Here is a 22636-nt window from a genome sequence, read left to right as displayed (position 1 = left end):
GAAAAAAGCCAAAGAGATTAAAAAATCTCTTTAGCTAATTTTAAAACATATGCTATTAAATTTGCAACAGCCCCTTTTTTCTATTTTACATATCCATCTCTTGTTTTATTAGGTTCTTTTCATAGACTTTGAAGAATGGGAAGTATATAACAAGGCTCACTACTACTAAACCAAAATAAAAGATTAAGTTTCTAAAATCCAATGATGATAGATATCCTTGTATAAAGAATGGAGTAAATGAAGGATCTACTATATATCCCATTGAGATTATATTTAACTTTTGAGCTATGTATGTCAACGATACTGTTACAAGTGGTGTAACTAGGAATGGAATTCCTAAGATAGGGTTAAAAATTATAGGTGTTCCAAAGATTACAGGTTCATTTATTCCACAAATTCCTGGTACGAAGGCTAGTTTCCCTAAAGTTTTTAACTGTTCTGATTTACTTTTTAACATGAGTAGAATAAGTCCTAAGGTATTTCCAGCTCCTCCCAATACAGCAACTCTAAACATTTGTAAATTCATTAACATCTCTGGAGATTTTCCCTGTCTTACAAGTTCACTATTTATTCCAGTATTAGCTATTCCTATTGAAAAAACTATTGGGAATATTACTGAAGTTCCATTGATTCCAAACAACCACAAAATATTTCCAAATAGTAGAATTATTAGGTATCCCCAGATGTTGTTTCCAACCGATAAAGCTGGAGTAAGTAAAGCCATTATAATTCCTGGTATAGTTTTTCCTGTTTTAGCAAATATTACTGCACTCACTCCATATATTATAACAATATTTAAAAATAATGGAATTAGAGCATTCATAAATGATAAAACTGCTGGTGGTATATGTTCACTTTTAAATTTCCAATTAAATCTTTCAACTACCATTGATATTTCAACACTTATTAATGATATTACAATAGCTATAAACAATCCATCTGCTCCTAGATATTGCATCACAATCTTTCCATCCTCTATAGGTGCTGCTATCATTAGGAAAATTACCATCGAAATCAATCCAGAAGTTAAGTTATTTAACTTATATTCATTAGCTAAAGAATAAGCTATTGTAAAAGCTGTCATTAGCCCAACTACTCCCATTGTGAAATTAAATGGTCTAGTTATAATATCATAATTAGCCACTGCAAACTGTTTCCAACTAATCATAAATTTTAAAAATACATTACTTGTGTTCAAATCAACCATATCCAAATTAATAGGTGGATTTGCAACTATTAAAAACAGAGAACCTACAACTATTAGAGCAAGTGTCATCATCATTCCAACTGATATAGCTTGTAGATGTTTCTGATTAGCTATCTTACTTCCAATAGGTAACAATACTTTTTCTAACTTTTCTAAAAATTTACTTTCCATATCTTTCCCCTCTCCTTACTCTTGCCAAGGATTAAACTTAAAAGCCGAAGCAACTACATTTTTGGCATCATATTTTTCTAAAATCTTGTTATATCTCTCTTTATAATCATTATCAATCTCTTTTTGTGGTATAACTTTACTTGCCTCATTTAAGAAATGGAATGAATCTCTTCCCATCTCTGCTCCTCTTGTTGTATGCTTATCTAAAGCATAATCTGGAATCTCAGGAACATATCCCATTGCAAAGCTCTTTATAACTATATTTTTCAATAGATCACTTGATCTATCCTTTTCACATTGACACAGGTATCTTATAGCGTGTATAAAAAATATTGGTCTATCTCCATCTGCATATGAGTACTCTTTTCTCATCTGTCTTAAATTATTTATAAGTACTGCTGCCATTGGATCTCCCATTCCTATGTCCTCAACAGATATAGCAGTCAATCTTCTCCATAATTTTTCCTCCATCTGTGGTGATGTTATGTACATCTCATAAGCAAACTCACAAGCTGCCTCTACTTTACCTCTTCTAATTGATTTTTGTAATGCAGAGATAACTTCATCTCCTGGTAATCCATTTCTTGTTATTGTTCTTGCCCAAGGATCTGTTATAAATTTTTTTTCCATTCTCTTCTCCTTTTTATTGATTTTATTGTATAATATATTTGGTGATGCAATTGTTAGATATAAATTATTTAGTAAAAAAACATAAATTAAATGACTTAGAAAAAAATATATTACTCTATATCCAAGAGAAAACTCTTAAGGGTATAAAACTTTCTATTAGAGAGACAGCTAAAGAAAACTATACGTCAACTACTGTCATCTATTCGTGTATAAAAAAAATTGGATTCCGAGGTTTTACAGACTTAATTTTTCAAATAAAAAACTCTAATAATCCAATCCAATTTTCAAGTAGTATTGATCTCAAGATACCTGTTGAAATTTTAACAAGATACCCAGATCCCCTGATAATGTTTTGTTCTATTGGAATAGCAAATAATATTACCTCATATATGAACGAAAGACTCACACTTACTGGTCACCGTTCAATCTCCAATGGACATCTTCAACTTTTAGAGAACTTTATTAACAATAAAGTTATTTTAATTGTTGTTTCTGAATCAGGTGAAACAGAATCTCTTTTAGATGTTGTTAATTTAGCTCATAAAAATTCAATTCCCATAATAAGTTTTTTAGGTAAGAAAGATTCTACCATAGAATCTCTTTCCAATTACTCTTTCATTTTAAATCAAGGAGTATTTTTTGCTAATGTCATCTCTACTTTTGAATATTTATTGACTAAAATATAACAAAATTTAACAATAAAATCAATATTTCCAGGCAATAAAAAAACATTTTTCTAAATTTAGAAAAATGTTTTTTGTATTTCTTATTTAAATTTTGTTAATAACTCTTTGTACTGCTTTATCATAACTTTAAGCATACCTTTTTTTACAAATTGATACCACTTAAATGTCATTCCTTCCATTCCTCTTACAGAATCTATTAACATTCTTTTTAAAAACTCATACTCTTCAAAGCTCAATTTTAATTCCATTTGCTCTTTTGAATCAGCTACTGATTTTATATAATCAAAGAACTCTCCTAAATTTGCAGTTTGTGCTCCCATTGCTGATGATAAAAATTGTTTCTTTACCTCATCTATGAATTTAGATAAAAACTTTTTGTTGCTCTTATCTAAAACAACAGCTATCTTTCTCTTTCCCTTTCCTATTCTTTGAATACTGTTCATCATTCCCATCATTCCAGACATACTGTTCATCTGCATAGGATTCATTCCATTTGGATTTACTCTTTGTGTTTTCATAATTTCCTCCCTATATCTTTCCAATTACTTTTTCAATCTCTTCTACAGGTATTGCCCCTACTCTTACTATCTTAGGTTCATTACTCATATCTATTATAGTTGATTCCTCTCCCAATGGAGATTTTCCACCATCTATCAAAATTCCTACTCTCTCTCTAAATCTTTCAGAAACCTCATCATAAGATCTCGGAGTAGTTTCTCCAGAAATATTAGCACTAGTAGTTGGTAGTACCCCCCCTACTGATTCTATTATTTTTAAAGCTATATCTAAATTTGGCATTCTGATCCCTATAGTATCTCCCTTAGCTGTTAAGATATCTGGAACAAACTCTCTTTTTTTCAAAATGATTGTAAGTCCTCCTGGCCAAAATCTCTCTATCAATCTCTCTATTAGATCTCTATTCTTCTCATTTATATAAGCTATCTCCTCTACCTTGTCCACACTACTTACCAAAGCAATTATAGGAGAGTTATAACTTCTCTCTTTAGCTTGATATATCTTCTTTATTGCCTCTTCAGAGGTGATTAAACCTCCCACTCCATATACAGTATCTGTGGGATATACAACTATCTCCTTCTCCTCTAGCAACTCTTTTATTCTATTAAAATCTATGTTTTTTAAATCATATATCACTTTCATTTTATACACCTTATTTTTTAAACTCCTAATAATTTTATCATATCTAAATAAAAAAAGCTAGTAAAATACTAGCTTTTTCTCTCTAAATTAATTTTCCATTATTAATTTTTTCTCAAATAACTCAGAAACTGATTGATTATTAACAATTCTTCTTATTGCTTCAGCAAAAATCTCATCTACTGATAATACAGTTATCTTGTCTAATTTCTTTCTTTCTGGTAATGCTATTGAGTCAGTTATTATAACTTCTTTTAAAGGTGATGCTGCTAATCTTTCTATTGCAGGATCTGAGAATACTGCATGTGTACAACAAGCGTATGCTTCTTTAGCTCCTCTATCTATGATTGCTGCAGCTCCATTTGTTATTGTTCCAGCTGTATCTATCATATCATCTATGAAGATAGCTGTTTTACCTTGAACTTCTCCTATTAAGTTCATAACTTCTGACATGTTTGGTTTTGGTCTTCTCTTATCAATGATAGCGATTTTACAATCTAACCATTCAGCTAATTTTCTAGCTCTTTTTACTCCACCGATATCTGGAGAAACTACTACTACATCATCTCCATATAGACCTTTTTTCATAAAGTATTTTACCATTAATGGTAAAGCTTGCATATGATCAACAGGAATATCGAAGAAACCTTGAATTTGATCAGCGTGTAAATCCATAGCTATTATTCTTGTAGCACCTGATTTAGTTAGTAAGTTTGCTACTAATTTTGATGTGATTGGTTCTCTAGGATTTGATTTTCTATCTTGTCTAGCATAACCATAGTAAGGTATAATAACGTTTATACTCTTAGCTGATGCTCTTTTTAATGCGTCAATGAAAATTAATAATTCCATTAAGTTTTCATTAACAGGTTCAGAAGTTGATTGTACAACAAATACATCTCTTCCTCTTACTGTTTCGTCGATCTTTACGAATACCTCTCCGTCTTTAAATCTAACTACTTCTGCTTCTCCTAAAGGCAGCCCATACTTCTCAGCTATTTTCTTAGCTAAGTCCTTGTTTGAAGTTCCTGCGAAAATTTTTACATTTTCAGAATTAATCATTTTTTATTTCCTCCAGTCGGTTTTAATAATTTGTTTACTTCTTGATACAGCTAATGAGTTGTTAGGAACATCTTTTGTAATTACAGAACCAGCACCTACAAGAGCTTTTTCTCCTATGTTTACCGGAGCTACAAGCATTGTATCACTTCCTATAAATACTTCTTTCCCTATTGTTGTTTTAAATTTGTTTACACCATCATAGTTACAAGTAATTGTTCCTGCTCCTATGTTTGTGTTCTCACCAACCTGTGCATCTCCCAAATATGTGAGATGTCCTGCTTTTACTCCTTTTTCTAGAGTAGATTTTTTTACTTCTACAAAGTTTCCAATGTGAACTTTTTCTTTTAGATGAGATTTAGGTCTTAAATGTGCATATGGTCCCATAGTAACCCCATCCTCTATAATACTCTCTTCTATAACAGAACTTTCAATTCTTATGTTATTTCCTAATCTACTATCTATTATTCTAACATTGCCAATTAGTTCGCAATTCTCTCCAATAATTGTATCTCCTTGTAAAAATACTCCTGGATATAGTACTGTATCCTTTCCTATTTTTACACTTTCTTCTACATATGTATTTTCAGGATCAATAAGTATAACTCCCTCTTCCATTAACTCCTTATTTTTTCTAGCTCTTAAAACTTTATTAGCCTGTGCTAATTCAACTTTAGAGTTAACGCCTAAAATCTCCATATTATCCTCTAATATGAAACTTTGAACCTTTTTATTCTCTGAAACTTGAATACCAATTACATCAGTAAGATAGTACTCTCCCTTTTCGTTGTTGTTATTTATCTTCTCTAATGCTTTGAATAACTCTTTAGAATTAAAGCAGTATACCCCTGCATTTACCTCTTTTATCTTTTTGATCTCTTCACTCGCTTCTTTCTCCTCAACGATAGCTTTTACAAGATCATTCTCTTTTACAATTCTTCCATAACCAAAAGGATTCTCATAAATAGATGTAAGTATAGTTGTTGTTGCTCCATTTTTTTGATGATATTCATATAAAGATCTTAATGTGCTCTCTCTTAAAAGTGGAGTATCACCACATAAAATCATTACATCTCCATCATAATTAGATAATTTTTCTTTAGCTTGGATAACTGCATGTCCAGTCCCCAACTGTTCAGTTTGTAGAACATAGTCACAATTCTCCCCTACTACTTTTAATACTTCCTCTTTTTTATGTCCTAAAATTAATATGTTTTCTTCTGGCTCTAGTCCTGATAAAACATCTATTATTTTAGATATCATTGGGATTCCATTCACTTTGTGAATTACTTTAGGAAGATCTGACTTCATTCTAGTCCCTTTTCCTGCAGCTAAAATTAATGTTTTAAGTTTCATAAACTACACTCCTTTAAGTTATACTGTACAATTACTAAAAACATCTCATACGTGTTAAATTATATCATACTTATTTAACTATTTCAAGCTTAAGAAAAATCTTTTGAAAGTTTTTCATAAGCTTCATTTATTTCTTTTAATTTATTTTCGTGATACTCTTTTTCAGACTCGCTAGCATTTGTAAATTTATCTGGGTGATGTTGTTTTACCAGATCTCTGTAAGCCTTTTTTATCTCATCTTTTCCAGCATCTTTAGTAACACCTAATATAGTATAATACTTGCTTTTGTCTTCAGCATAACCAAAGGGATTTTCATAGTTTCCACTATACTGTTGTCTGCTATAGTTTCCACTAGCCTGACGAAAAAACTCCTCAAAATCACTTGCACCATTACTGTCATATCTATAATAGTAAGTTCTTCTCTTCGTGCTCTTAGGCTGATTTTTATTTTTTAAGTAATTTATCAATACAACAAGTAGTATTACCCAGAAAAAATTAACAGCAAACCATCCTAAAAAAGCTACTAATAAAAATACTATGAATAATACTGGAATCATTCCTACTGCTCTATTAAATCCAAAAGTCAAGCCAATGAATAGAAATAGTATCAGTATAAATGTTAACGAAATACTATAAATCATCTGTTCTCCTTATTTTTCCTTCTAAATCTTTTATCTTCTCTCTTACACTCTTCTCTCTAGGATCTATATCATAAGCTAATCTATACTCTCTTATAGCTCTCTCATAAGCTCCCATCTTTTCATATTTTTCAGCAAAATCCAAATGAGCTTTGTAGATATCTAAATCCAAAAATATTGCAAAGTCATAACTAGTAATAGCATTCATAATATCTCCAGCCCTAGAATATGCATTTCCTAGTAAAAAATGTCCAAATGCGAAATCTGGATTGATGTCCAGTGCTTTTTCAAACATCTCTATAGCTTTTTTATACTCTTCATTCTCATAGTAAAGTTGTCCTAAAAAAGCATATCCTTCCACTTTATTCTCTTTATACTCTAAAACTTTTTTATAAACTTTTATCGCACTTGCATAATCATTTTTATGATATAAAATAATAGCTAATTCTCTCAAGAGTTCAAAATCATTTGGATTGATTAAGAGTGACATTCTTACTTCTTCTTCCTTTTGTTTTAGTTTTTCAACCTCAAATTCAGCAAATAATTGTGTTTTTAATAGATCATTTTCCACTATAATTCTAACCTCCTTTTGATAGAATTTATACCTTATTATAACATAATTTTTATCGATACAAAAACTTTTTTAAAAAAGCTGTTATAAAGTTCTCCTTATAACAGCTTTTGAGTTTTATTTAATTAGAATGTGTACATTACACCTGTTCCTAAAATATAGATAACATCATTATCTACTATTGGTGAGTTAGCAATCTCTCCAGAAACTTTAGCAACACCTGTGAATCCCATTATAGAGATAGCATCATTTACTTTATAATTTCCTAAAATTCCAGCTCCAAATCTATGTGCTCCCTCTCCACTAAATGTACTATTTATCTTCTCTCCACCAGGTCTTCCTACCTCTCTTGAGTCAACACCAAAATAGTAATCCACGAAGTTAGAATCATAATATACATAGTTTATTGAAGGGATTATTGTCAACTTAGATGAAATTTGGTAAGGTCTATTTATTCTAAATGTAAAATGTCCTCCCTCTTCTCCATACTCAGCAGATACTGATGTCTCTAAGCTATATATTCCTGGATAGTATACTAATTCAGCTCCTCCCATTACATGAGTATCTCTATCGTCAATTCCTTTATATCCAGATTTCATATCACTATTTTTTACTTCATATCCACCAAAAGGCATTCCATATAGTGATAATACATAATTATCCTCTTCTATTAATTTGTAACCTAATGATAGTCCATATGTACTTCCACCCTTTATGAAAAACTTGTCATATTCTAAATCAACTATTGGTAATACATAGTCATTTTTATCATTATGATAAAGTGGAGTTGTCACTCCATACCCTATTCCAATATTTCCTGCTAATGCACTCTGTCCTAAAATAAATAAAGCTCCTAACATAGCCAATTTTTTATTCATAAAAATTCCTCCTAATAAATATTTTCATACATTTAATTTTAAAATTTTATGTTTCAATATCCTAATATCCCAACTAATTTTATCATATTTTTAAAAAAAAATAAACATTTATATATTTTTTATTACTATGTATTCATTTTAATTTATTTCCAATCAAAGGTTTCTTTTCTTAGACATCTTTCTATACAAAATTTAATTTAATAATTGACACTTTCATATAGATATGATATATTTTAGTTATAAATTATACAACTTGATAGACATCATAAAAATTTGTTTAGGAGGTTTTATTTATGAAATATGCAGAAGAAGGTTTACAATATCACATTGGATTAAGAAAAGGTGATGTTGGTAAATATGTTATTTTACCTGGAGATCCAAAACGTTGTGCTAAAATAGCTAAACATTTTGATAATGCAGTACTAGTTGCTGATAGCAGAGAATATGTTACATATACTGGTTATTTAGATGGAGTTAAAGTTAGTGTTACTTCTACTGGTATAGGTGGTCCATCTGCTTCTATCGCTTTAGAAGAATTAGTTAAATCTGGTGCTGACACTTTCTTAAGAGTTGGAACTTGTGGTGGAATGCAAACTGACATAATGGGTGGAGATTTAGTTATTGCTACTGGGGCTATCCGTATGGAAGGAACAAGTAAAGAGTATGCACCTATCGAATTCCCAGCTGTTGCAAATTTAGATATAACAAATGCTTTAGTTCAAGCTGCTAAAGACTTAAACAAAAAATATCATGTTGGAATTGTTCAGTGTAAGGACGCTTTTTATGGACAACACGAACCTGAAACTAAACCTGTTGATTATGAATTAATCAATAAATGGAATGCTTGGGTACGTCTTGGATGTAAAGCTTCTGAAATGGAGTCGGCTGCTCTTTTCGTAGTTGGAGATTACTTAAGAGTTCGTGTTGGTTCATCTTTCTTAGTAGTAGCTAACCAAGAGAGAGAGAAATTAGGATTAGAAAATCCAGTAATACACGATACAGAATCTGCTATTGAAATTACTATACAAGCGATTCGTAATCTAATCAAACAAGATAAAGAAGCAGGAGTTTTATAGTTACTATTATATTTTATATTGGAGGATTCATGAAAGGAATTATTATTTTAGTTGGTATACTATTAGTTCTAGGATTAATGTATCTACTATCATCTCACAAAAAAGAGGTTAAGTTATCAATAGTTGTTAAAGCTATTATAGTTCAGTTTATTATCGCTTTAGTTTTAGTTAAATTCCCATTAGGTAGAACTGCTGTACTAAAGGTATCTGATGTTGTTACTCAGATCCTAAGTTATGGATTTAGTGGGTTATCATTTGTTTTTGGTAGTCTTGCTGACCCAAGTCAAGCTACTGGATTTATCTTTATCATAGGTGCTCTTGGAAATATCATTTTCCTTTCTGCATTTGTTGCTGCACTTTTTTACCTTGGAATTTTAGGATTTATCGTTAAAATTATAGGAAAAGTAGTTGGAAAAATTCTAGGAACTACTCAAGTAGAGAGCTTTGTTGCTGTTGCTAATATGTTCTTAGGTCAAACTGAAAGTCCAATACTTGTTAGTAAATACTTAGGTAATATGACTCAAAGTGAGATAATGGTTGTACTTGTTTCTGGAATGGGAAGTATGTCAGCTACTATAATAGGTGGTTATACTGCTCTTGGAATTCCAATGGAATACCTTTTAACTGCGTCAGCTTTAGTTCCTTTTGGAAGTATTGCTATTTCAAAAATTCTTTTACCTGAGACTGAGCATGCTAAAGTTATTGAAGATGTAAGTATGGATAGAAAAGGACACCATGAGAATATAATCTCTGCTGTTACTGAAGGAGCAGTTAATGGTATCCAAGCCGTTATTGCTATTGCAGCTTCATTAGTTGCTTTTATCTCAATAGTTTCACTTTTAAACGGTGTACTAGGACATTTTGGATTTAGTTTAGAAAAGATCTTCTCTTATCTATTCTCTCCATTTGGATTCTTTATGGGATTAGAAGGAGACAATATTTTCTATGCTGGTGAGTTACTTGGATTCAAATTAGTACTTAACGAGTTCGTAGCTTTCCAAAGCTTAGGACAACGTATTGCTAGCTTAGATTACAGAACTGGACTTATGTTAACAGTTGCTATGGCTGGTTTTGCTAATATTTCTAGTATGGGTATCTGTATCTCTGGTATCTCTATTCTTTGTCCAGAGAAGAGAAACGTACTAGCTAGACTTGCTTTTAAAGCTATGATAGGTGGATTTACTGTAAGTCTTTTAAGTGCTATGATTGTTGGATTTATTACAATTATATAAAATTAAAAAATTAATGTTGAAATTGAGGTTGATTTTTCAACCTCAATTTACATAAGGGAGTATAATATGGAAAAAATATTTACTGAATACAAAGATATATTAGATAAAGCTTTTGAAGTTATGGAAAAAGCCTATGCTCCATACTCAAACTATCATGTTGGAGCTTGTGTTAAAACTAAAGATGGTAAATACCATGTTGGAGCAAATGTTGAAAATGCTTCTTATGGATTAACTAACTGTGCTGAAAGAAGTGCTCTATTCCATGTATATTCTTTAGGATATAGACAAGAAGACATTGTATCTATGGCTCTTGTCACTGGAGGTAACACTTTAGGTAGTCCTTGTGGAGCTTGTAGACAAGTTATGGTTGAACTTTTAAATAGAGACACACCTGTAGTTATTGCTAATACAAATTCACAAGCTATGGTAACTACTATTGCTGAACTTTTACCATTTTCTTTTACTAGTGATGATTTAAAATAGGAGGAATTATATGACACCACATAATAACGCAAAAATCGGAGAAATAGCAAAAAATGTATTGATGCCAGGAGATCCTTTAAGAGCTAAATTTATAGCTGAAACTTTCTTAGAGGATATAAAATTAGTTAACTCTGTAAGAAATACACTTGCTTATACAGGAAAATACAAGGGAAAAGATATAACTGTTATGGCTTCTGGAATGGGAATGCCTTCAATAGGAATTTACTCTTACGAGCTTTTCAATGTTTATGGAGTAGAAAATATTGTACGTGTTGGTTCTGCTGGAGCTTATGTTGATAAATTAGATGTTTATGATGTTGTTTTAGCTGACTCTGCTTGGAGCCAATCTACATTCGCACATACACAAAATGGATATGAAAGTGACACTACTTATCCTGATAAAGAGTTAAATGAAAAAATCATTAAAACTGCTGAAAAATTAGGTGTTCCTTTACATGTTGAAAAAATTCACTCAAGTGATGTTTTCTATACTGAACCAAATGTAGACAGCTATAAAGAACACTTTGCTAAGCATGGATGTACTTGTGTTGAGATGGAAAGTTTCGCTCTATTCCACAATGCAAAAGTATTAGGTAAAAAGGCTGCTTGTCTTTTAACTATATCTGACTCATTTACATCACACAAAGTTACAACTCCAGAGGAGAGACAAACTGCATTTACTAAAATGATGGAAATTGCTTTAGAAACATTTGTTGACTAATAAAGGAGAACAACTATGAAAAAATACAAAAGAATTTTTACTATAGTTTTAGATTCACTTGGAATTGGTGCTATGGGTGATTCTGCTAAATACGGAGATATTGGTGTAGACACTCTTGGACATATTGCTAAATCTGTTCCTAGCCTTAATATTCCAAACTTACAAAGCTTAGGAATTGCTAACTTACACCCTATCCAACATGTTGCAACTGTAGAAAAACCATTGGGATATTTTGCAGCTCTTAACGAAGCTAGTGTTGGAAAGGATACCATGACAGGACACTGGGAAATGATGGGACTTCATATTGAAAAACCATTCCAAACTTTTACTGATACTGGTTTCCCAAAAGAATTGATTTCTGAGCTTGAAAAAAGATGTGGACGTAAAGTTGTAGGTAATAAATCTGCTAGTGGTACTGAAATTCTTGATGAGTATGGAGAGCATGAAATCGCTACTGGTGACATGATTGTCTATACTAGTGCTGACTCTGTTTTACAAATCTGTGGACATGAGGAGCATATGGGACTTGAAAATTTATACAAATATTGTGAAATAGCCAGAGAACTTACTATGAAAGATGAATGGAAAGTTGGTAGAATCATAGCTAGACCATATATTGGTGAAAAAAAAGGAGAGTTTAAGAGAACAAGTAACAGACATGACTATGCTTTAAAGCCTTATGGACAAACTACTCTTAATGCTCTTAAAAATGCTAATTTAGATGTTATCTCTGTTGGAAAAATCAATGATATCTTTGATGGTGAAGGAGTGACTGAGTCTCACAAATCTAAGAGCTCTGTTCATGGAATGGAGCAAACTATTGAATTAGCTGATAAAGATTTTACAGGGCTTTGTTTCGTTAATTTAGTTGATTTTGATGCTTTATGGGGACATAGAAGAAATCCTCAAGGTTATGCTGAAGAGTTAGAAAAATTCGATAAAAATTTAGGAGTACTACTTTCTAAATTAAAAGAGGATGATCTTTTAATTCTTACTGCTGACCATGGAAATGATCCTACATATACAGGAACTGACCATACAAGAGAGCAAGTTCCGTTTATTGTTTACTCTCCATCTTTTAAAGGAAATGGAAGTTTAGGAGAATTTGATACTTTTGCTGTAATAGGTGCTACTATTGCAGATAACTTTGATGTTCAAATGCCTGAAAATACAATTGGACACTCTATTTTAGATAAATTTAATTAAAAGTGAGGTTTTATTATGGATAGAAATAAAATGTTAAGTACTGTTGATCATACTCTTTTAACTCAAACTGCTACTTGGGCTGATATTAAACAGATCCTTGATGACGGAATTAAATACAAAGCTGCATCTGCATGTATTCCAGCTTCTTACGTTAAAGCTTGTAAAGAATATGTAGGAGATAAATTACCTATTTGTACTGTTATAGGATTCCCTACTGGTTACTCTACAACTGCTGTTAAAGTATTTGAAACTGAAGATGCTATTAAAAATGGTGCTGATGAGATAGATATGGTTATCAATATTGGTGATCTTAAAGATAAAAAATATGATGCTATTTTAAATGAAATAAAAGCTATTCACAAAGCTTGTAATGGAAAAATTCTTAAAGTTATCATTGAAACTTGCCTTTTAACTGAAGAAGAAAAAATAAAAATGTGTGAAATAGTTACTGAATCAGGAGCTGAATATATTAAAACTTCTACTGGTTTCTCTACTGGTGGAGCTACTTTTGATGATGTAATCCTTATGAAAAAACACGTTGGAAAAGATGTTAAAATAAAAGCAGCTGGTGGAATCTCATCTCTTGATGATGCAGCTAAATTTATTGAATTAGGTGCTGATAGACTTGGTACTAGTAGAATTGTTAAACTTATAAAAGGTGAAAATGCTGAAAATATGTATTAATACAAAAGGGAAGTGATTGACACTTCCCTTTCTGTTACATTAGAATTGTAACTACCTAGCTGTGAGTTTTACAAAAAATAAAAATAGTTTACATTCTTCTCTTCTCGTTCTGCTGCATTATCGGTAAAAAATTTTACGTTATTTCTTCAAAAAATCTTAAAACATCTTCATCCCTGCTCAATCTTTTCAGAAGATTAAATACTGAATGGAAAAATTACCAGAGAGATAATCTTTAACAGAATTAATTAAAGTGTAAGAGTTCTACTAGTAATTTCAAAGAGAGCTTCTTTACCACCAAGTTCATATTTAATAGACCATCTAATGATAGCAGTTCTTTCAATATTGTAAATTCTACAAAATTGTGATAAAGAGATATTTAATTCTTTAAATTTCAAAACAAGAAATTCTTTTAGATTAGGACTAACCTTAACTTTTTTAGACATATATTACCAACTTTCTTAAAATTAATATTTGTTGATAATATATGTAAGTACTTTATTGGTATCATATCAACTCTATTTTCTTTTACAATCCTTTGAAAATAAAAGAATAATTTAAAAATTTTTTATAAACTTTATACCTTATTTATATATAAAAAGCTATATCAATTATTTAATTTATAATTAATATAGCTTCTTAATTTATTTTTATTTTGCAGGGGGCAAATCTGTCCCTTGCACTTATAATTCTTCTTCCTTTTATTATTTTTTCTTTTGAGAAATATTCATTTTTTCTAGTTTTATTTCTCTATTAATAAGTAATTTCTTAAAGAATGAATAAAGGTATTCATAATTACTATTAATTCCTTTAGAAATATTGGTATAATTTGATAAAACTAAGGCATTTCTAAAATATACAGAGTTTTCTTTAAATAATTCATTATTGACATTATACCCTTTTGTTCTAAGATATTTCTCTATAAATACTGCTGTTGTTCTCGTATTTCCTTCTCTAAATGGGTGTGTTTGCCAAATAGCTGATGTAAATTTTGCTACTCTTTGAACTTGTTGTTCTTGAGATAATTTAGTATAATCTTTAGATTTTTCTTCTTCAAAATCATATTTTAAATAATCTAAAATATCAAAATGATTAGCATAAGTTACTGTATCTCCATCTAATATTGGCTCTTTTTTAGTTATATTTATCTCTCTAAACTTTCCAGCCCAACCTTCTAATTCTCCTTCAAATATATTTTCAAAAAGCCTTCTATGAATACTTTTTAAATAAATTGGACTAAAAGTAAAACTTCCATCCTCTAGTATTTCTGCTATTCTTGTAGATACTATATCACATTCTTTATTATCTCTAATTTCTTGTTTAGTAATGTCTTGAGATTTATAATAATTATGTAATTTAGTTTCAATTTCTAAATAAGTTGATTTACCTTCTATTGAATCATTTATAAGTTCTTTTAAATAGCTTGAAGGCTTCAATCCATCAACTTCATTTAAACCTACTGCCATTTCCCAATTTTCTTTTTTTATTTTTTTATCTTTTTCATATTCAACTACATCATAAGTACTTTTTATCATCAATTATCCCTCTAAGTCCTCTGAACTAACTATATCTCCTTCATCAATAATTCCATATTTTTTCTTTAGTTCTTCAGGAGATAATTTTTCTAAATCCTTTTCATTCATCAATGTTCCTCCTTAAAATACAAATTTTTAAAAATAATAAATTTGCATTTTAAAATCTATTAAAATTTATATCCTATACCCATTCCAACAGTGTAATCTTTTTCATTTGATGAAACTCTATAATTTCCGCTAACACTATATGAAATTCCATTTTCCATCTCATACTCAGCTGACACTTTAAATTTAATTTTTGTTCTATCACTTTCTGCAGCTACCATTTGGAAATCACTTGAAGCTCCATTTATTTTTCCTGTTATATACTCTTTTTCATACCCATCTATAGCATACATTATAGAAGTTCCAGCCTTTGCCTTTAGATTTCCTTTTGATAACTTTATCTCCTTAACTAAATCTACTCCTGTTTCTGTATCTACTGCTGTAAAAGTTTTACCTTTAACATCAAGAGTCAATGGTTGATCCTCTTTTTCTTTTATACCATCTTGTTTTACATGTGATAAAGAAATATTAAAATATGGTTCTATATGAAGATCTTTATCTAATGAATGTGAATATTTTACTCCACTGAATAATACAAAAGTATTATCATTGTAATCTTTATTTGCACTCATACTCTGATATGCATTGCTTACAGTTCTCTTACTATCATATTCTCCATATTGATATCCTAATCCTGCTTTTAACTCTACATTTCCTATATCTCTTTTAGTGTAAGTTGAAAGCACTGCACTATTTCCTTTTAATTTTGAATTTCCTGAAATATCAGTTGAACTCTTAGTTCCTCCAACTACAAAACCTATAACTGTATTCTCTCTTATTCCATACTCTCCATATGCATATGCTCCATAGATATGACTATCTATTTTTACCTCTGAATCAGCACTATCTACACCATGAAGATTTTTTCCATTAAATTCATTCTTATTATCAGAATTTTCTCCTAATATTTTTCCACCAAATATCCATTCTTTCTCATTTACTTTTCTATCTGAAGCTAAAATATCATCTGTTATAGCCATAGCTGATTTTTTAGAAATTTTATGAGAGTATGCATATGGTGTGCTATTAAATATTTTTCCATAAAACTCTAATTGAGCCATAATTGACTCTCTTTCTGTTTTACTTACAATTCCTTTTACTGGGTTCTCAGTTAATTGAGTAGTTTTTTGCATTGAATCTATACCTGCTGATTTTACACTTTGATAAATTTTATTTAGGTAATTATAGTTTGGTACAAGCTCATACACTTTATTTGAATCTGCTTGTGGTTTTTCATCTGGTTTTACATTGTTATCTGGAGTAGATGGCTTTTGTGTTCCACTTTCTGGAGTTGTATTATCTGGAACAGATGGTTTTTCTGGTTCTACTACTGGTGGTTTTGGTAAGTTTTCACTTACTTCTACTTTTATACTTCCATTTTCTCCGATAACTATATCATGAACTGAAGAGTTTGCTTGTATTTTACCTTTATGATCTTTAATACTTGAATTATTAGTTAAAATAGTTTCATTCTGGTTAAAATCAGATACATCAAAAACTATCTTATCCATATCTTTAAATATCATATCTTTATTTTTATCATTATATAAAGCATTTCCAATAATATTTCCACTACTATCTTTATTGTTTTTATTTATATCCAGTATTAAAGAGTTATTATTTAAATTTAGAGTATTATCCTTTATACCACTAAAACTAGCCTTCTCTCCAAGTTTGATATTAGTATTTATGTCAACAGTAGAAAAATTTGAAACATTTCCATTGATAGAAACATATGAATTAGAGTCATATGTTTGACTTTCATTTATCTTATCAGTAGCTTCTACTCTTCCAAGTTTTAATGTATTATCTCCTAATCCACCATCAATATTATTTATAGCTGAACTATTTCCCTTTACAATAAATGTGTCATTTCCTGTTCCACCTTTTAATGTTCCAGCAAACTCAAGAGATATACCATTCTCTCCTACTACAACACTATTATTCCCATTCGATAATTGTAAAGTTTCAAGATTTTTTGTATGTGCTAATAGACTATTTAATAAGACTAAACTTGTTAAAGAATCATTTGTTGTATCTAATTTTTCAGAAAACTCTAATTTATCCTCATCACTACCAAAATCAATAGTTCCAGCTACATTTAAATGACCTGTTTTATAATCTTCAAAATTTATCTTTAGATTATCATTTCCCTCACCAAAACTTATATCTCCAATAGAGATAAATCCTTTTGTATTCTTATCAGTTGTAGTTAATTGACTATTATTTTCTGTTTTTACAACAATAGTATCATTTGTTTTTCCTTTAAATTCTACATCTGAAACACTTGTCATAAATTGTGTCCCATCTTCATAGATATTTTTATCTTCACCATTATATTTAGAATTTAAATTTAATGTATTCTCTTTATTTTCAGTATTAGAATTTTCAAATACTAATTTACCATTTACAACACTATTATTCAGAGTTATAGTTGTTCCATCTTTTACTTGAAGAGCTGTTACATTGGTACTATCTTCTCCAATTGCTGATATAACACTATTATTAAGAGTTATATTTTTATTTTTTGTCATATCAACAAGTGTTCCATCTTTTTCAAAATATCCAACAATTGTTGATTTATCCATTGTAAATGAAGTATTATCTTTAGCATTATCAAGCTCTACTTTTATTACTGGAGTTGTTATTGTACTATCTTTAGCTACTGCTGTTGTAACATGAGTATTTGCATAATTATTTTTTTTATCTTTATTATCTACTAAATTAATATCTAATACTAATTGATTATTTTTTTCTTTAAGATTATCAATAAAAATATTATATCCATTTTTATTCTGTCCAACCTTTTTAGAAACTAATGATAACTCACTTAATTTATTTGAATCTTTCCTATCATAAACATGAATATTTGCATTATAGTTATAATTATTATTTATAACTAAATTACCTTTTTCATCTCTTTTTAAAGCTATTCCATTTGCATAAAAATCTTTATCTCTATTATTCTCTTTTTTTCCTGTTTCATATGCACTTTCTGCTATTATTATTCCGTTATTTATAACTGTTCCATAATAACCTATTCTTTGTCCTGTATTTCCCATTAAAATACCATTATTAATAGCTAATCCATTATTAACTTTCTGTGCAATTCCTCCTATACTCTTTACAATTCCATTATTTACTCCAAAATTTAGTATTTCTTGACCCATTCCAGAATATTGTCCTTTTTTATTAATTATTTCTCCTAAATTTATTCCTATACTTTTGTTATCTGAAAATTGTCCTACATATTTAGAAGTTATAGAGTTTGTATTAAATCCTATTGAATATTTTTTAGAACTTTGTCCCATATTTTTTTCTATAATTCCATTATTTATTCCTATACTATATTCTTCCAACGCTTGACCTATTTCCTCTTCTCCTTTAATTATTCCACTATTTATTCCTATTCCTTCACTAATATTTTGTCCATTGTTATTACTATCTATAATTCCATTATTTATTCCTACTCCAAAATCTGAAATTTGTCCCCAATTATTACTATAAATAACTCCATTATTTACAGCAGTTCCCACACTTGAATATTGTCCTTGTGTTTTTACTTTTATGATTCCATTATTTATTCCTAAAGCTTTATCCCAGATAACCTGTCCAAAATCACTATAAATAACTCCATTATTAACTCCTATTCCATCTACTGCTTGTCCTTGATCGGTAGATTTTATAATCCCATTATTTATTCCAATATTATTAGACTGAATTAATTGTGCTCCTAAAGCTAAATTATTATTTTCTATACTATTAAAACTTCCCTCTATTACTTTTTCAGTATTTGTCTCTAAATTTTTTAAAGACTTTACTAAATTAAGATAAGTTTTTTTTGCTAAATCAGAATTATTTATATTTTTTATATCGTTTAAATTTATTCCAAAAGTTTCTTTATTTTCTTGTTCTACTATTATTTTACTATCTGTAAATCTTATTGTAATTTTAGTTCCATCTGCTAATTTTTTCTCTATTCTTTTATTACCCTTAAATATTTCTTTTATCTCAGAGAAATCCTCTAATTTTTTGATTTCATTCCCTTCAGCAAATAGATTTGCTGACATTAAAAAAGATATTACTAATCCTAAAGTTATCCTTGTTTTCTTTTTGTTACATTTTTTTAATAATTTTTCGATCCTATTAAGCATTTATCTCCCCTTTTTGATTTTTTTACAAAGGGTATTATATCATATTTTTTAAACAAAATCAAATAAATATAGTTTACAATAATTCGTTTATTTTAAATTTTAATTCCTCTCCAGCTCTAAGCTGATCTCTCAACTTTTGAACAATGCTATCTAACTTACTCAAATCCCCTAAAATAGCCTTTTCGTTCTCTGATACTTCCATTATTTTATATATCCCACCATTTTTTATTATGATTCTTTTATCTCCCATCAAAGCTAATAATGGGTCGTGTGTAGCCATCAACACTATTTTTTCCTCTCCAACCAACAATTCCAATGCCTTCTCTCTATCTATCCCTGCATTTTCAATCTCATCTATCAAAACTATTGGAGAAGTGCTTAAAATAGCTGTATCAGCGATCATCAATGCTCTTGATTGTCCACCACTCAAGCTAGTTACAGGAGTACTCATTTCAAACTTCTCACCAGCTAACTCATTGGCTTTTTTAAATATTTTTTCAACTATTAACTCTATATTTTCAACCATTCTACTTTTAGCATGCATCTCTAAAAACTCATACACACTTAAATCCATTATAAAGTTCATATTTTGAGAAAGTTGTGCTACCAAACTATTACTTGATGAAAACCTACTCTTTTTATCTAGAGGCTCACCATTTACTAATATAGTTCTTTTAGTAGGTGTATCATTTTGAGCTCCCCACTCTATATCTGCCAAAAATCTACTCTTTCCACTTCCTGTTGGACCAACTATAGAAACTATCTCACCTTTTTTTATTACTATCTTATCAAACTTCTCCTTTTCTCCAAATTTATTGATTCCAGGTAATATTGTTATCTCCTCTGCGACACTACTATCCAACCCTAATATATCTATCATCTGCTCTGAAAATTCTACCAAATTCTCTACAAAGCTCTCTCTATTTAGTCCCTTTTCTTCTAAAATATCCTCATCATATGAGAATATTATCTCTTCAATACTCAAATTTTTTTTAAATTCAATACTATTATTTTTTAAAAAATCCTCAATAAAAGCGTATTTTTCTATCACTTCATTTAAAGGTTTTCTCAATAAAAACTCTCTATTTACCACAACTATCACCACTACAATCAGAATCTTTTAAATCTATCTTTCTTACATTCCCCATCTGATGTTCCTCTCCTATTCTAGTCTCACCTAAACAGTATGAACAGAGTGCAGAAGGCATAGAAAATCTTAAACTCTTTCCTTTCAAGCTTTCAATTTTATCATTTTCATCATATATCAAACTTCCAAACTCATAAGCCCCCTGACCATTTAGAGCATTTACATGCATAATTATTGCTCTTGGATTTACATTCATAACCCTCATAGCAAATACCTCTCTTTCTGCTTGTGAAACAATATCCCCCTTTGTTATTACAACAATATCTGCACTTTTCAACATTGGTCCAATTTTTTTAGGTGTATTAATTCCACTTAGGTTATCAATGACACAGATAGCTTTTACATCTTTGATATATGGTGAACATCTATTACATAGACCTGCACTCTCTGTTATCAAAAGATCTAACTTCTGTTCTACTCCCCATTTTACAACCTCTTCAATATTACTTACAAAAAAATGATCTGGACATAATGATCCTGAAAGTCCCTTCTTTACAGGAACACCTATTTTTTCATACAGCTTATCATCATCTGTATATAGACAATCAAATTTGACTACTCCTATCTTTATTCCACGCTTTTTCAAACTCTCTATTGTTTTTATAATAAGAGAGGTTTTACCTGATGAAGGTGGACCTGAAACTGTTATTAAGTTCATCTTACTCCTCCTCACTCGCTTTAAAAAATATACTCTTACATTTTTCTAGAATTTCACCAATATTGTTATCGTGTATGTAATCCCAACCACACCACATAAACTTTTTATCTTCAAGTCTATTACCAACATTTGGATTTACAGTTGGAAATAATCCTTGATGAGAAAATATCTTTCCAACCTCTTCTCCAGCTAGATAGTTTACTATTTTTTTTATTTTTTCCTCTTTTTCTTTCTTAGTCAACATAAATATTGGTGAGATAACAGCTCCATCTTCTGGCCAAATAGGTATCATTGGACCATCTTCTTTTATCATTTTTGTAAAAAAGTAAGGCATTATTGTAACTGTTGGTATGTTCTCTTTTAATTTATCAGACTTTACCATTTGAGCTGGATGTAAATTCTGTAACAAAGCTTTTCCTAACTTTTCAATTCCCTCTTCTCCATAATTTTTATTAATATTTACTAAGATTGAGTTAAAAAGATCAAAATCAGATATTGGTAAACTTACTGATTTTTTAAACTCTGATTTTAATATATCTTTCCAAGATCTTGGTACCTCTCTATCTCCTAGCATATCTCTATTTACTAAAAATATAGCTGGAACAACTCCTAACATAGAGTAATCTCCATCTGGATCTTTTAAAGAGATCTCGTCATTTTGAAAATCTCTGTTGTATCTCTCTATCCCTGTTATATCTTTAAATATATGCTCTTTTTTAAATTTTCCCATAAGCTTATCCTCAAAAAATAGATCAAATCCTGCTGATATAAATATATCTGCTAATTTCTCTGGATGATTAGCTCTTATTACATCCTCTTTTAACCAATCTAAACCTGCTGAAGCTGCTTTCAATTCATATTTTACTTTTAATTCACTATTCTTTTCTAAAAATTTATTAAATCCCTCTAATAGCGGTATTCTTATAGGACAAGGTAACAATCCCATAACACTTATCTCTTGTGATGTGCTCTCTTTTTCCACCATTGTAATATCCACATTTTTTCTACTATTATCTATATACTCATTTAAAAATTCTACAAATATCTTTGCATCTATTTTCTTTGTTAAAAGTACATTTTTTAAAGTTAAACTTCCCATTATTTTTAATATATTCTCATCTTTTAGGTTTTTAAATCCCTTTAATTCAAAAAAATCTATACTCTCTGGATATTTTTTACAAATCTCTAATACACTCATATTTTCATCTATATATTTCATAATTATCCTCCAATTGTCCTCTTCTTTTAAGCTTATTATACTATATAATATAAAAAAAATCAGTAACA

General features: G+C 29.7%; 22 protein-coding genes. 7 read left to right on the top strand and 15 right to left on the bottom strand.

Annotated elements, in window-relative coordinates; genetic code table 11:
* Nucleotides 1–85: 85 nt before the first annotated feature.
* Nucleotides 86–1378, bottom strand: coding sequence for a PTS sugar transporter subunit IIC (locus ABNK64_RS03105; RefSeq protein ID WP_349763428.1), 1293 nt, complete (start codon nt 1376–1378; stop codon nt 86–88).
* Nucleotides 1379–1393: 15 nt separating this feature from the next.
* Nucleotides 1394–2008: an AAA family ATPase gene (locus ABNK64_RS03100; protein ID WP_291255809.1), complete on the bottom strand. Its 615-nt coding sequence runs from the start codon at nt 2006–2008 to the stop codon at nt 1394–1396.
* A 50-nt stretch (nt 2009–2058) separates the two neighbouring features.
* Between ABNK64_RS03100 and ABNK64_RS03095 the strand changes: the two genes are divergently transcribed.
* Nucleotides 2059–2694: a MurR/RpiR family transcriptional regulator gene (locus ABNK64_RS03095; RefSeq protein ID WP_291255808.1), complete on the top strand. Its 636-nt coding sequence runs from the start codon at nt 2059–2061 to the stop codon at nt 2692–2694.
* 80 nt (nt 2695–2774) lie between these two features.
* Here the strand turns inward: ABNK64_RS03095 and ABNK64_RS03090 are convergent, their stop codons facing one another.
* The 7 genes from ABNK64_RS03090 to ABNK64_RS03060 all read right to left on the bottom strand — a co-directional run bounded on the left by ABNK64_RS03090 (nt 2775) and on the right by ABNK64_RS03060 (nt 8351).
* Nucleotides 2775–3212, bottom strand: coding sequence for a hypothetical protein (locus ABNK64_RS03090; protein ID WP_291255807.1), 438 nt, complete (start codon nt 3210–3212; stop codon nt 2775–2777).
* A gap of 10 nt (nt 3213–3222) precedes the next feature.
* Nucleotides 3223–3852 carry an L-threonylcarbamoyladenylate synthase gene (locus ABNK64_RS03085; RefSeq protein WP_291255806.1) on the bottom strand — a complete coding sequence of 210 codons (630 nt, stop codon included), beginning with the start codon at nt 3850–3852 and terminating at the stop codon, nt 3223–3225.
* Nucleotides 3853–3939: 87 nt separating this feature from the next.
* Complete coding sequence (locus ABNK64_RS03080; RefSeq protein WP_291255805.1) at nt 3940–4911, bottom strand: ribose-phosphate diphosphokinase; 972 nt, start codon at nt 4909–4911, stop codon at nt 3940–3942.
* A 3-nt stretch (nt 4912–4914) separates the two neighbouring features.
* On the bottom strand, nt 4915–6264 hold the full coding sequence (glmU, locus tag ABNK64_RS03075) for a bifunctional UDP-N-acetylglucosamine diphosphorylase/glucosamine-1-phosphate N-acetyltransferase GlmU (RefSeq protein WP_349763427.1): 1350 nt from the start codon (nt 6262–6264) through the stop codon (nt 4915–4917).
* A gap of 89 nt (nt 6265–6353) precedes the next feature.
* Nucleotides 6354–6905: a J domain-containing protein gene (locus ABNK64_RS03070; RefSeq protein ID WP_349763426.1), complete on the bottom strand. Its 552-nt coding sequence runs from the start codon at nt 6903–6905 to the stop codon at nt 6354–6356.
* Nucleotides 6895–7473, bottom strand: coding sequence for a tetratricopeptide repeat protein (locus ABNK64_RS03065; protein WP_349763425.1), 579 nt, complete (start codon nt 7471–7473; stop codon nt 6895–6897). Before ABNK64_RS03065 ends, ABNK64_RS03070 begins: the two co-directional genes overlap by 11 nt.
* A gap of 125 nt (nt 7474–7598) precedes the next feature.
* Nucleotides 7599–8351: a MipA/OmpV family protein gene (locus ABNK64_RS03060; RefSeq protein ID WP_349763424.1), complete on the bottom strand. Its 753-nt coding sequence runs from the start codon at nt 8349–8351 to the stop codon at nt 7599–7601.
* 293 nt (nt 8352–8644) lie between these two features.
* Between ABNK64_RS03060 and udp the strand changes: the two genes are divergently transcribed.
* The 6 genes from udp (at nt 8645) to deoC (ending at nt 13753) form a co-directional block, all read left to right on the top strand.
* The gene (gene udp / locus ABNK64_RS03055; RefSeq protein WP_291255800.1) at nt 8645–9427 is read left to right on the top strand and encodes a uridine phosphorylase; all 783 of its coding nucleotides are present in this window, start codon (nt 8645–8647) and stop codon (nt 9425–9427) included.
* 29 nt (nt 9428–9456) lie between these two features.
* Nucleotides 9457–10659, top strand: coding sequence for a NupC/NupG family nucleoside CNT transporter (locus ABNK64_RS03050; RefSeq protein ID WP_291255799.1), 1203 nt, complete (start codon nt 9457–9459; stop codon nt 10657–10659).
* Between the two features lie 66 nt (nt 10660–10725).
* Nucleotides 10726–11142, top strand: a complete 417-nt coding sequence (gene cdd / locus ABNK64_RS03045) for a cytidine deaminase (RefSeq protein WP_291255798.1) — start codon at nt 10726–10728, stop codon at nt 11140–11142.
* A gap of 10 nt (nt 11143–11152) precedes the next feature.
* The gene (gene deoD / locus ABNK64_RS03040; protein ID WP_349763423.1) at nt 11153–11863 is read left to right on the top strand and encodes a purine-nucleoside phosphorylase; all 711 of its coding nucleotides are present in this window, start codon (nt 11153–11155) and stop codon (nt 11861–11863) included.
* A 15-nt stretch (nt 11864–11878) separates the two neighbouring features.
* The gene (locus ABNK64_RS03035; protein ID WP_349763422.1) at nt 11879–13069 is read left to right on the top strand and encodes a phosphopentomutase; all 1191 of its coding nucleotides are present in this window, start codon (nt 11879–11881) and stop codon (nt 13067–13069) included.
* A gap of 15 nt (nt 13070–13084) precedes the next feature.
* Nucleotides 13085–13753, top strand: a complete 669-nt coding sequence (deoC, locus tag ABNK64_RS03030) for a deoxyribose-phosphate aldolase (protein WP_300390938.1) — start codon at nt 13085–13087, stop codon at nt 13751–13753.
* A gap of 245 nt (nt 13754–13998) precedes the next feature.
* Here deoC and ABNK64_RS03025 read toward each other — a convergent pair whose 3' ends face one another.
* The 6 genes from ABNK64_RS03025 to ABNK64_RS03000 form a co-directional block, all read right to left on the bottom strand.
* Nucleotides 13999–14196, bottom strand: a complete 198-nt coding sequence (locus ABNK64_RS03025) for a hypothetical protein (RefSeq protein ID WP_349763421.1) — start codon at nt 14194–14196, stop codon at nt 13999–14001.
* A gap of 258 nt (nt 14197–14454) precedes the next feature.
* Nucleotides 14455–15285 carry a Fic family protein gene (locus ABNK64_RS03020; RefSeq protein ID WP_349763420.1) on the bottom strand — a complete coding sequence of 277 codons (831 nt, stop codon included), beginning with the start codon at nt 15283–15285 and terminating at the stop codon, nt 14455–14457.
* 167 nt (nt 15286–15452) lie between these two features.
* Entirely contained in the window at nt 15453–19544 is a 4092-nt protein-coding gene (locus ABNK64_RS03015; RefSeq protein WP_349763419.1) for an autotransporter outer membrane beta-barrel domain-containing protein, read from the bottom strand.
* A 73-nt stretch (nt 19545–19617) separates the two neighbouring features.
* Nucleotides 19618–20424 (bottom strand): ATP-binding cassette domain-containing protein, encoded by an 807-nt coding sequence (locus ABNK64_RS03010; protein ID WP_349763430.1) that lies wholly within the window; start codon nt 20422–20424, stop codon nt 19618–19620.
* A gap of 202 nt (nt 20425–20626) precedes the next feature.
* The gene (locus ABNK64_RS03005; protein WP_291255791.1) at nt 20627–21349 is read right to left on the bottom strand and encodes a GTP-binding protein; all 723 of its coding nucleotides are present in this window, start codon (nt 21347–21349) and stop codon (nt 20627–20629) included.
* Between the two features lies 1 nt (nt 21350).
* Nucleotides 21351–22568 carry an ABC transporter substrate-binding protein gene (locus ABNK64_RS03000; RefSeq protein ID WP_349763418.1) on the bottom strand — a complete coding sequence of 406 codons (1218 nt, stop codon included), beginning with the start codon at nt 22566–22568 and terminating at the stop codon, nt 21351–21353.
* Nucleotides 22569–22636: the final 68 nt, after the last annotated feature.

The sequence above is a fragment of the Fusobacterium sp. SYSU M8D902 genome, from assembly GCF_040199715.1.
GTDB lineage: Bacteria > Fusobacteriota > Fusobacteriia > Fusobacteriales > Fusobacteriaceae > Fusobacterium_A.
Note: the sequence above shows the minus strand (reverse complement) of the source record. Positions and strands in the feature narration are given on the sequence as shown.

Coding starts and splice junctions, on each gene's coding strand:
- ABNK64_RS03105 (WP_349763428.1), bottom strand. CDS start 1,378: ATGGAAAGTAAATTTTTAGAAAAGTTAGAAAAAGTATTGTTACCTATT.
- ABNK64_RS03100 (WP_291255809.1), bottom strand. CDS start 2,008: ATGGAAAAAAAATTTATAACAGATCCTTGGGCAAGAACAATAACAAGA.
- ABNK64_RS03090 (WP_291255807.1), bottom strand. CDS start 3,212: ATGAAAACACAAAGAGTAAATCCAAATGGAATGAATCCTATGCAGATG.
- ABNK64_RS03085 (WP_291255806.1), bottom strand. CDS start 3,852: ATGAAAGTGATATATGATTTAAAAAACATAGATTTTAATAGAATAAAA.
- ABNK64_RS03080 (WP_291255805.1), bottom strand. CDS start 4,911: ATGATTAATTCTGAAAATGTAAAAATTTTCGCAGGAACTTCAAACAAG.
- glmU (WP_349763427.1), bottom strand. CDS start 6,264: ATGAAACTTAAAACATTAATTTTAGCTGCAGGAAAAGGGACTAGAATG.
- ABNK64_RS03070 (WP_349763426.1), bottom strand. CDS start 6,905: ATGATTTATAGTATTTCGTTAACATTTATACTGATACTATTTCTATTC.
- ABNK64_RS03060 (WP_349763424.1), bottom strand. CDS start 8,351: ATGAATAAAAAATTGGCTATGTTAGGAGCTTTATTTATTTTAGGACAG.
- udp (WP_291255800.1), top strand. CDS start 8,645: ATGAAATATGCAGAAGAAGGTTTACAATATCACATTGGATTAAGAAAA.
- ABNK64_RS03050 (WP_291255799.1), top strand. CDS start 9,457: ATGAAAGGAATTATTATTTTAGTTGGTATACTATTAGTTCTAGGATTA.
- cdd (WP_291255798.1), top strand. CDS start 10,726: ATGGAAAAAATATTTACTGAATACAAAGATATATTAGATAAAGCTTTT.
- deoD (WP_349763423.1), top strand. CDS start 11,153: ATGACACCACATAATAACGCAAAAATCGGAGAAATAGCAAAAAATGTA.
- ABNK64_RS03035 (WP_349763422.1), top strand. CDS start 11,879: ATGAAAAAATACAAAAGAATTTTTACTATAGTTTTAGATTCACTTGGA.
- deoC (WP_300390938.1), top strand. CDS start 13,085: ATGGATAGAAATAAAATGTTAAGTACTGTTGATCATACTCTTTTAACT.
- ABNK64_RS03025 (WP_349763421.1), bottom strand. CDS start 14,196: ATGTCTAAAAAAGTTAAGGTTAGTCCTAATCTAAAAGAATTTCTTGTT.
- ABNK64_RS03020 (WP_349763420.1), bottom strand. CDS start 15,285: ATGATAAAAAGTACTTATGATGTAGTTGAATATGAAAAAGATAAAAAA.
- ABNK64_RS03015 (WP_349763419.1), bottom strand. CDS start 19,544: ATGCTTAATAGGATCGAAAAATTATTAAAAAAATGTAACAAAAAGAAA.
- ABNK64_RS03010 (WP_349763430.1), bottom strand. CDS start 20,424: ATGATAGATATATTAGGGTTGGATAGTAGTGTCGCAGAGGAGATAACA.
- ABNK64_RS03005 (WP_291255791.1), bottom strand. CDS start 21,349: ATGAACTTAATAACAGTTTCAGGTCCACCTTCATCAGGTAAAACCTCT.
- ABNK64_RS03000 (WP_349763418.1), bottom strand. CDS start 22,568: ATGAAATATATAGATGAAAATATGAGTGTATTAGAGATTTGTAAAAAA.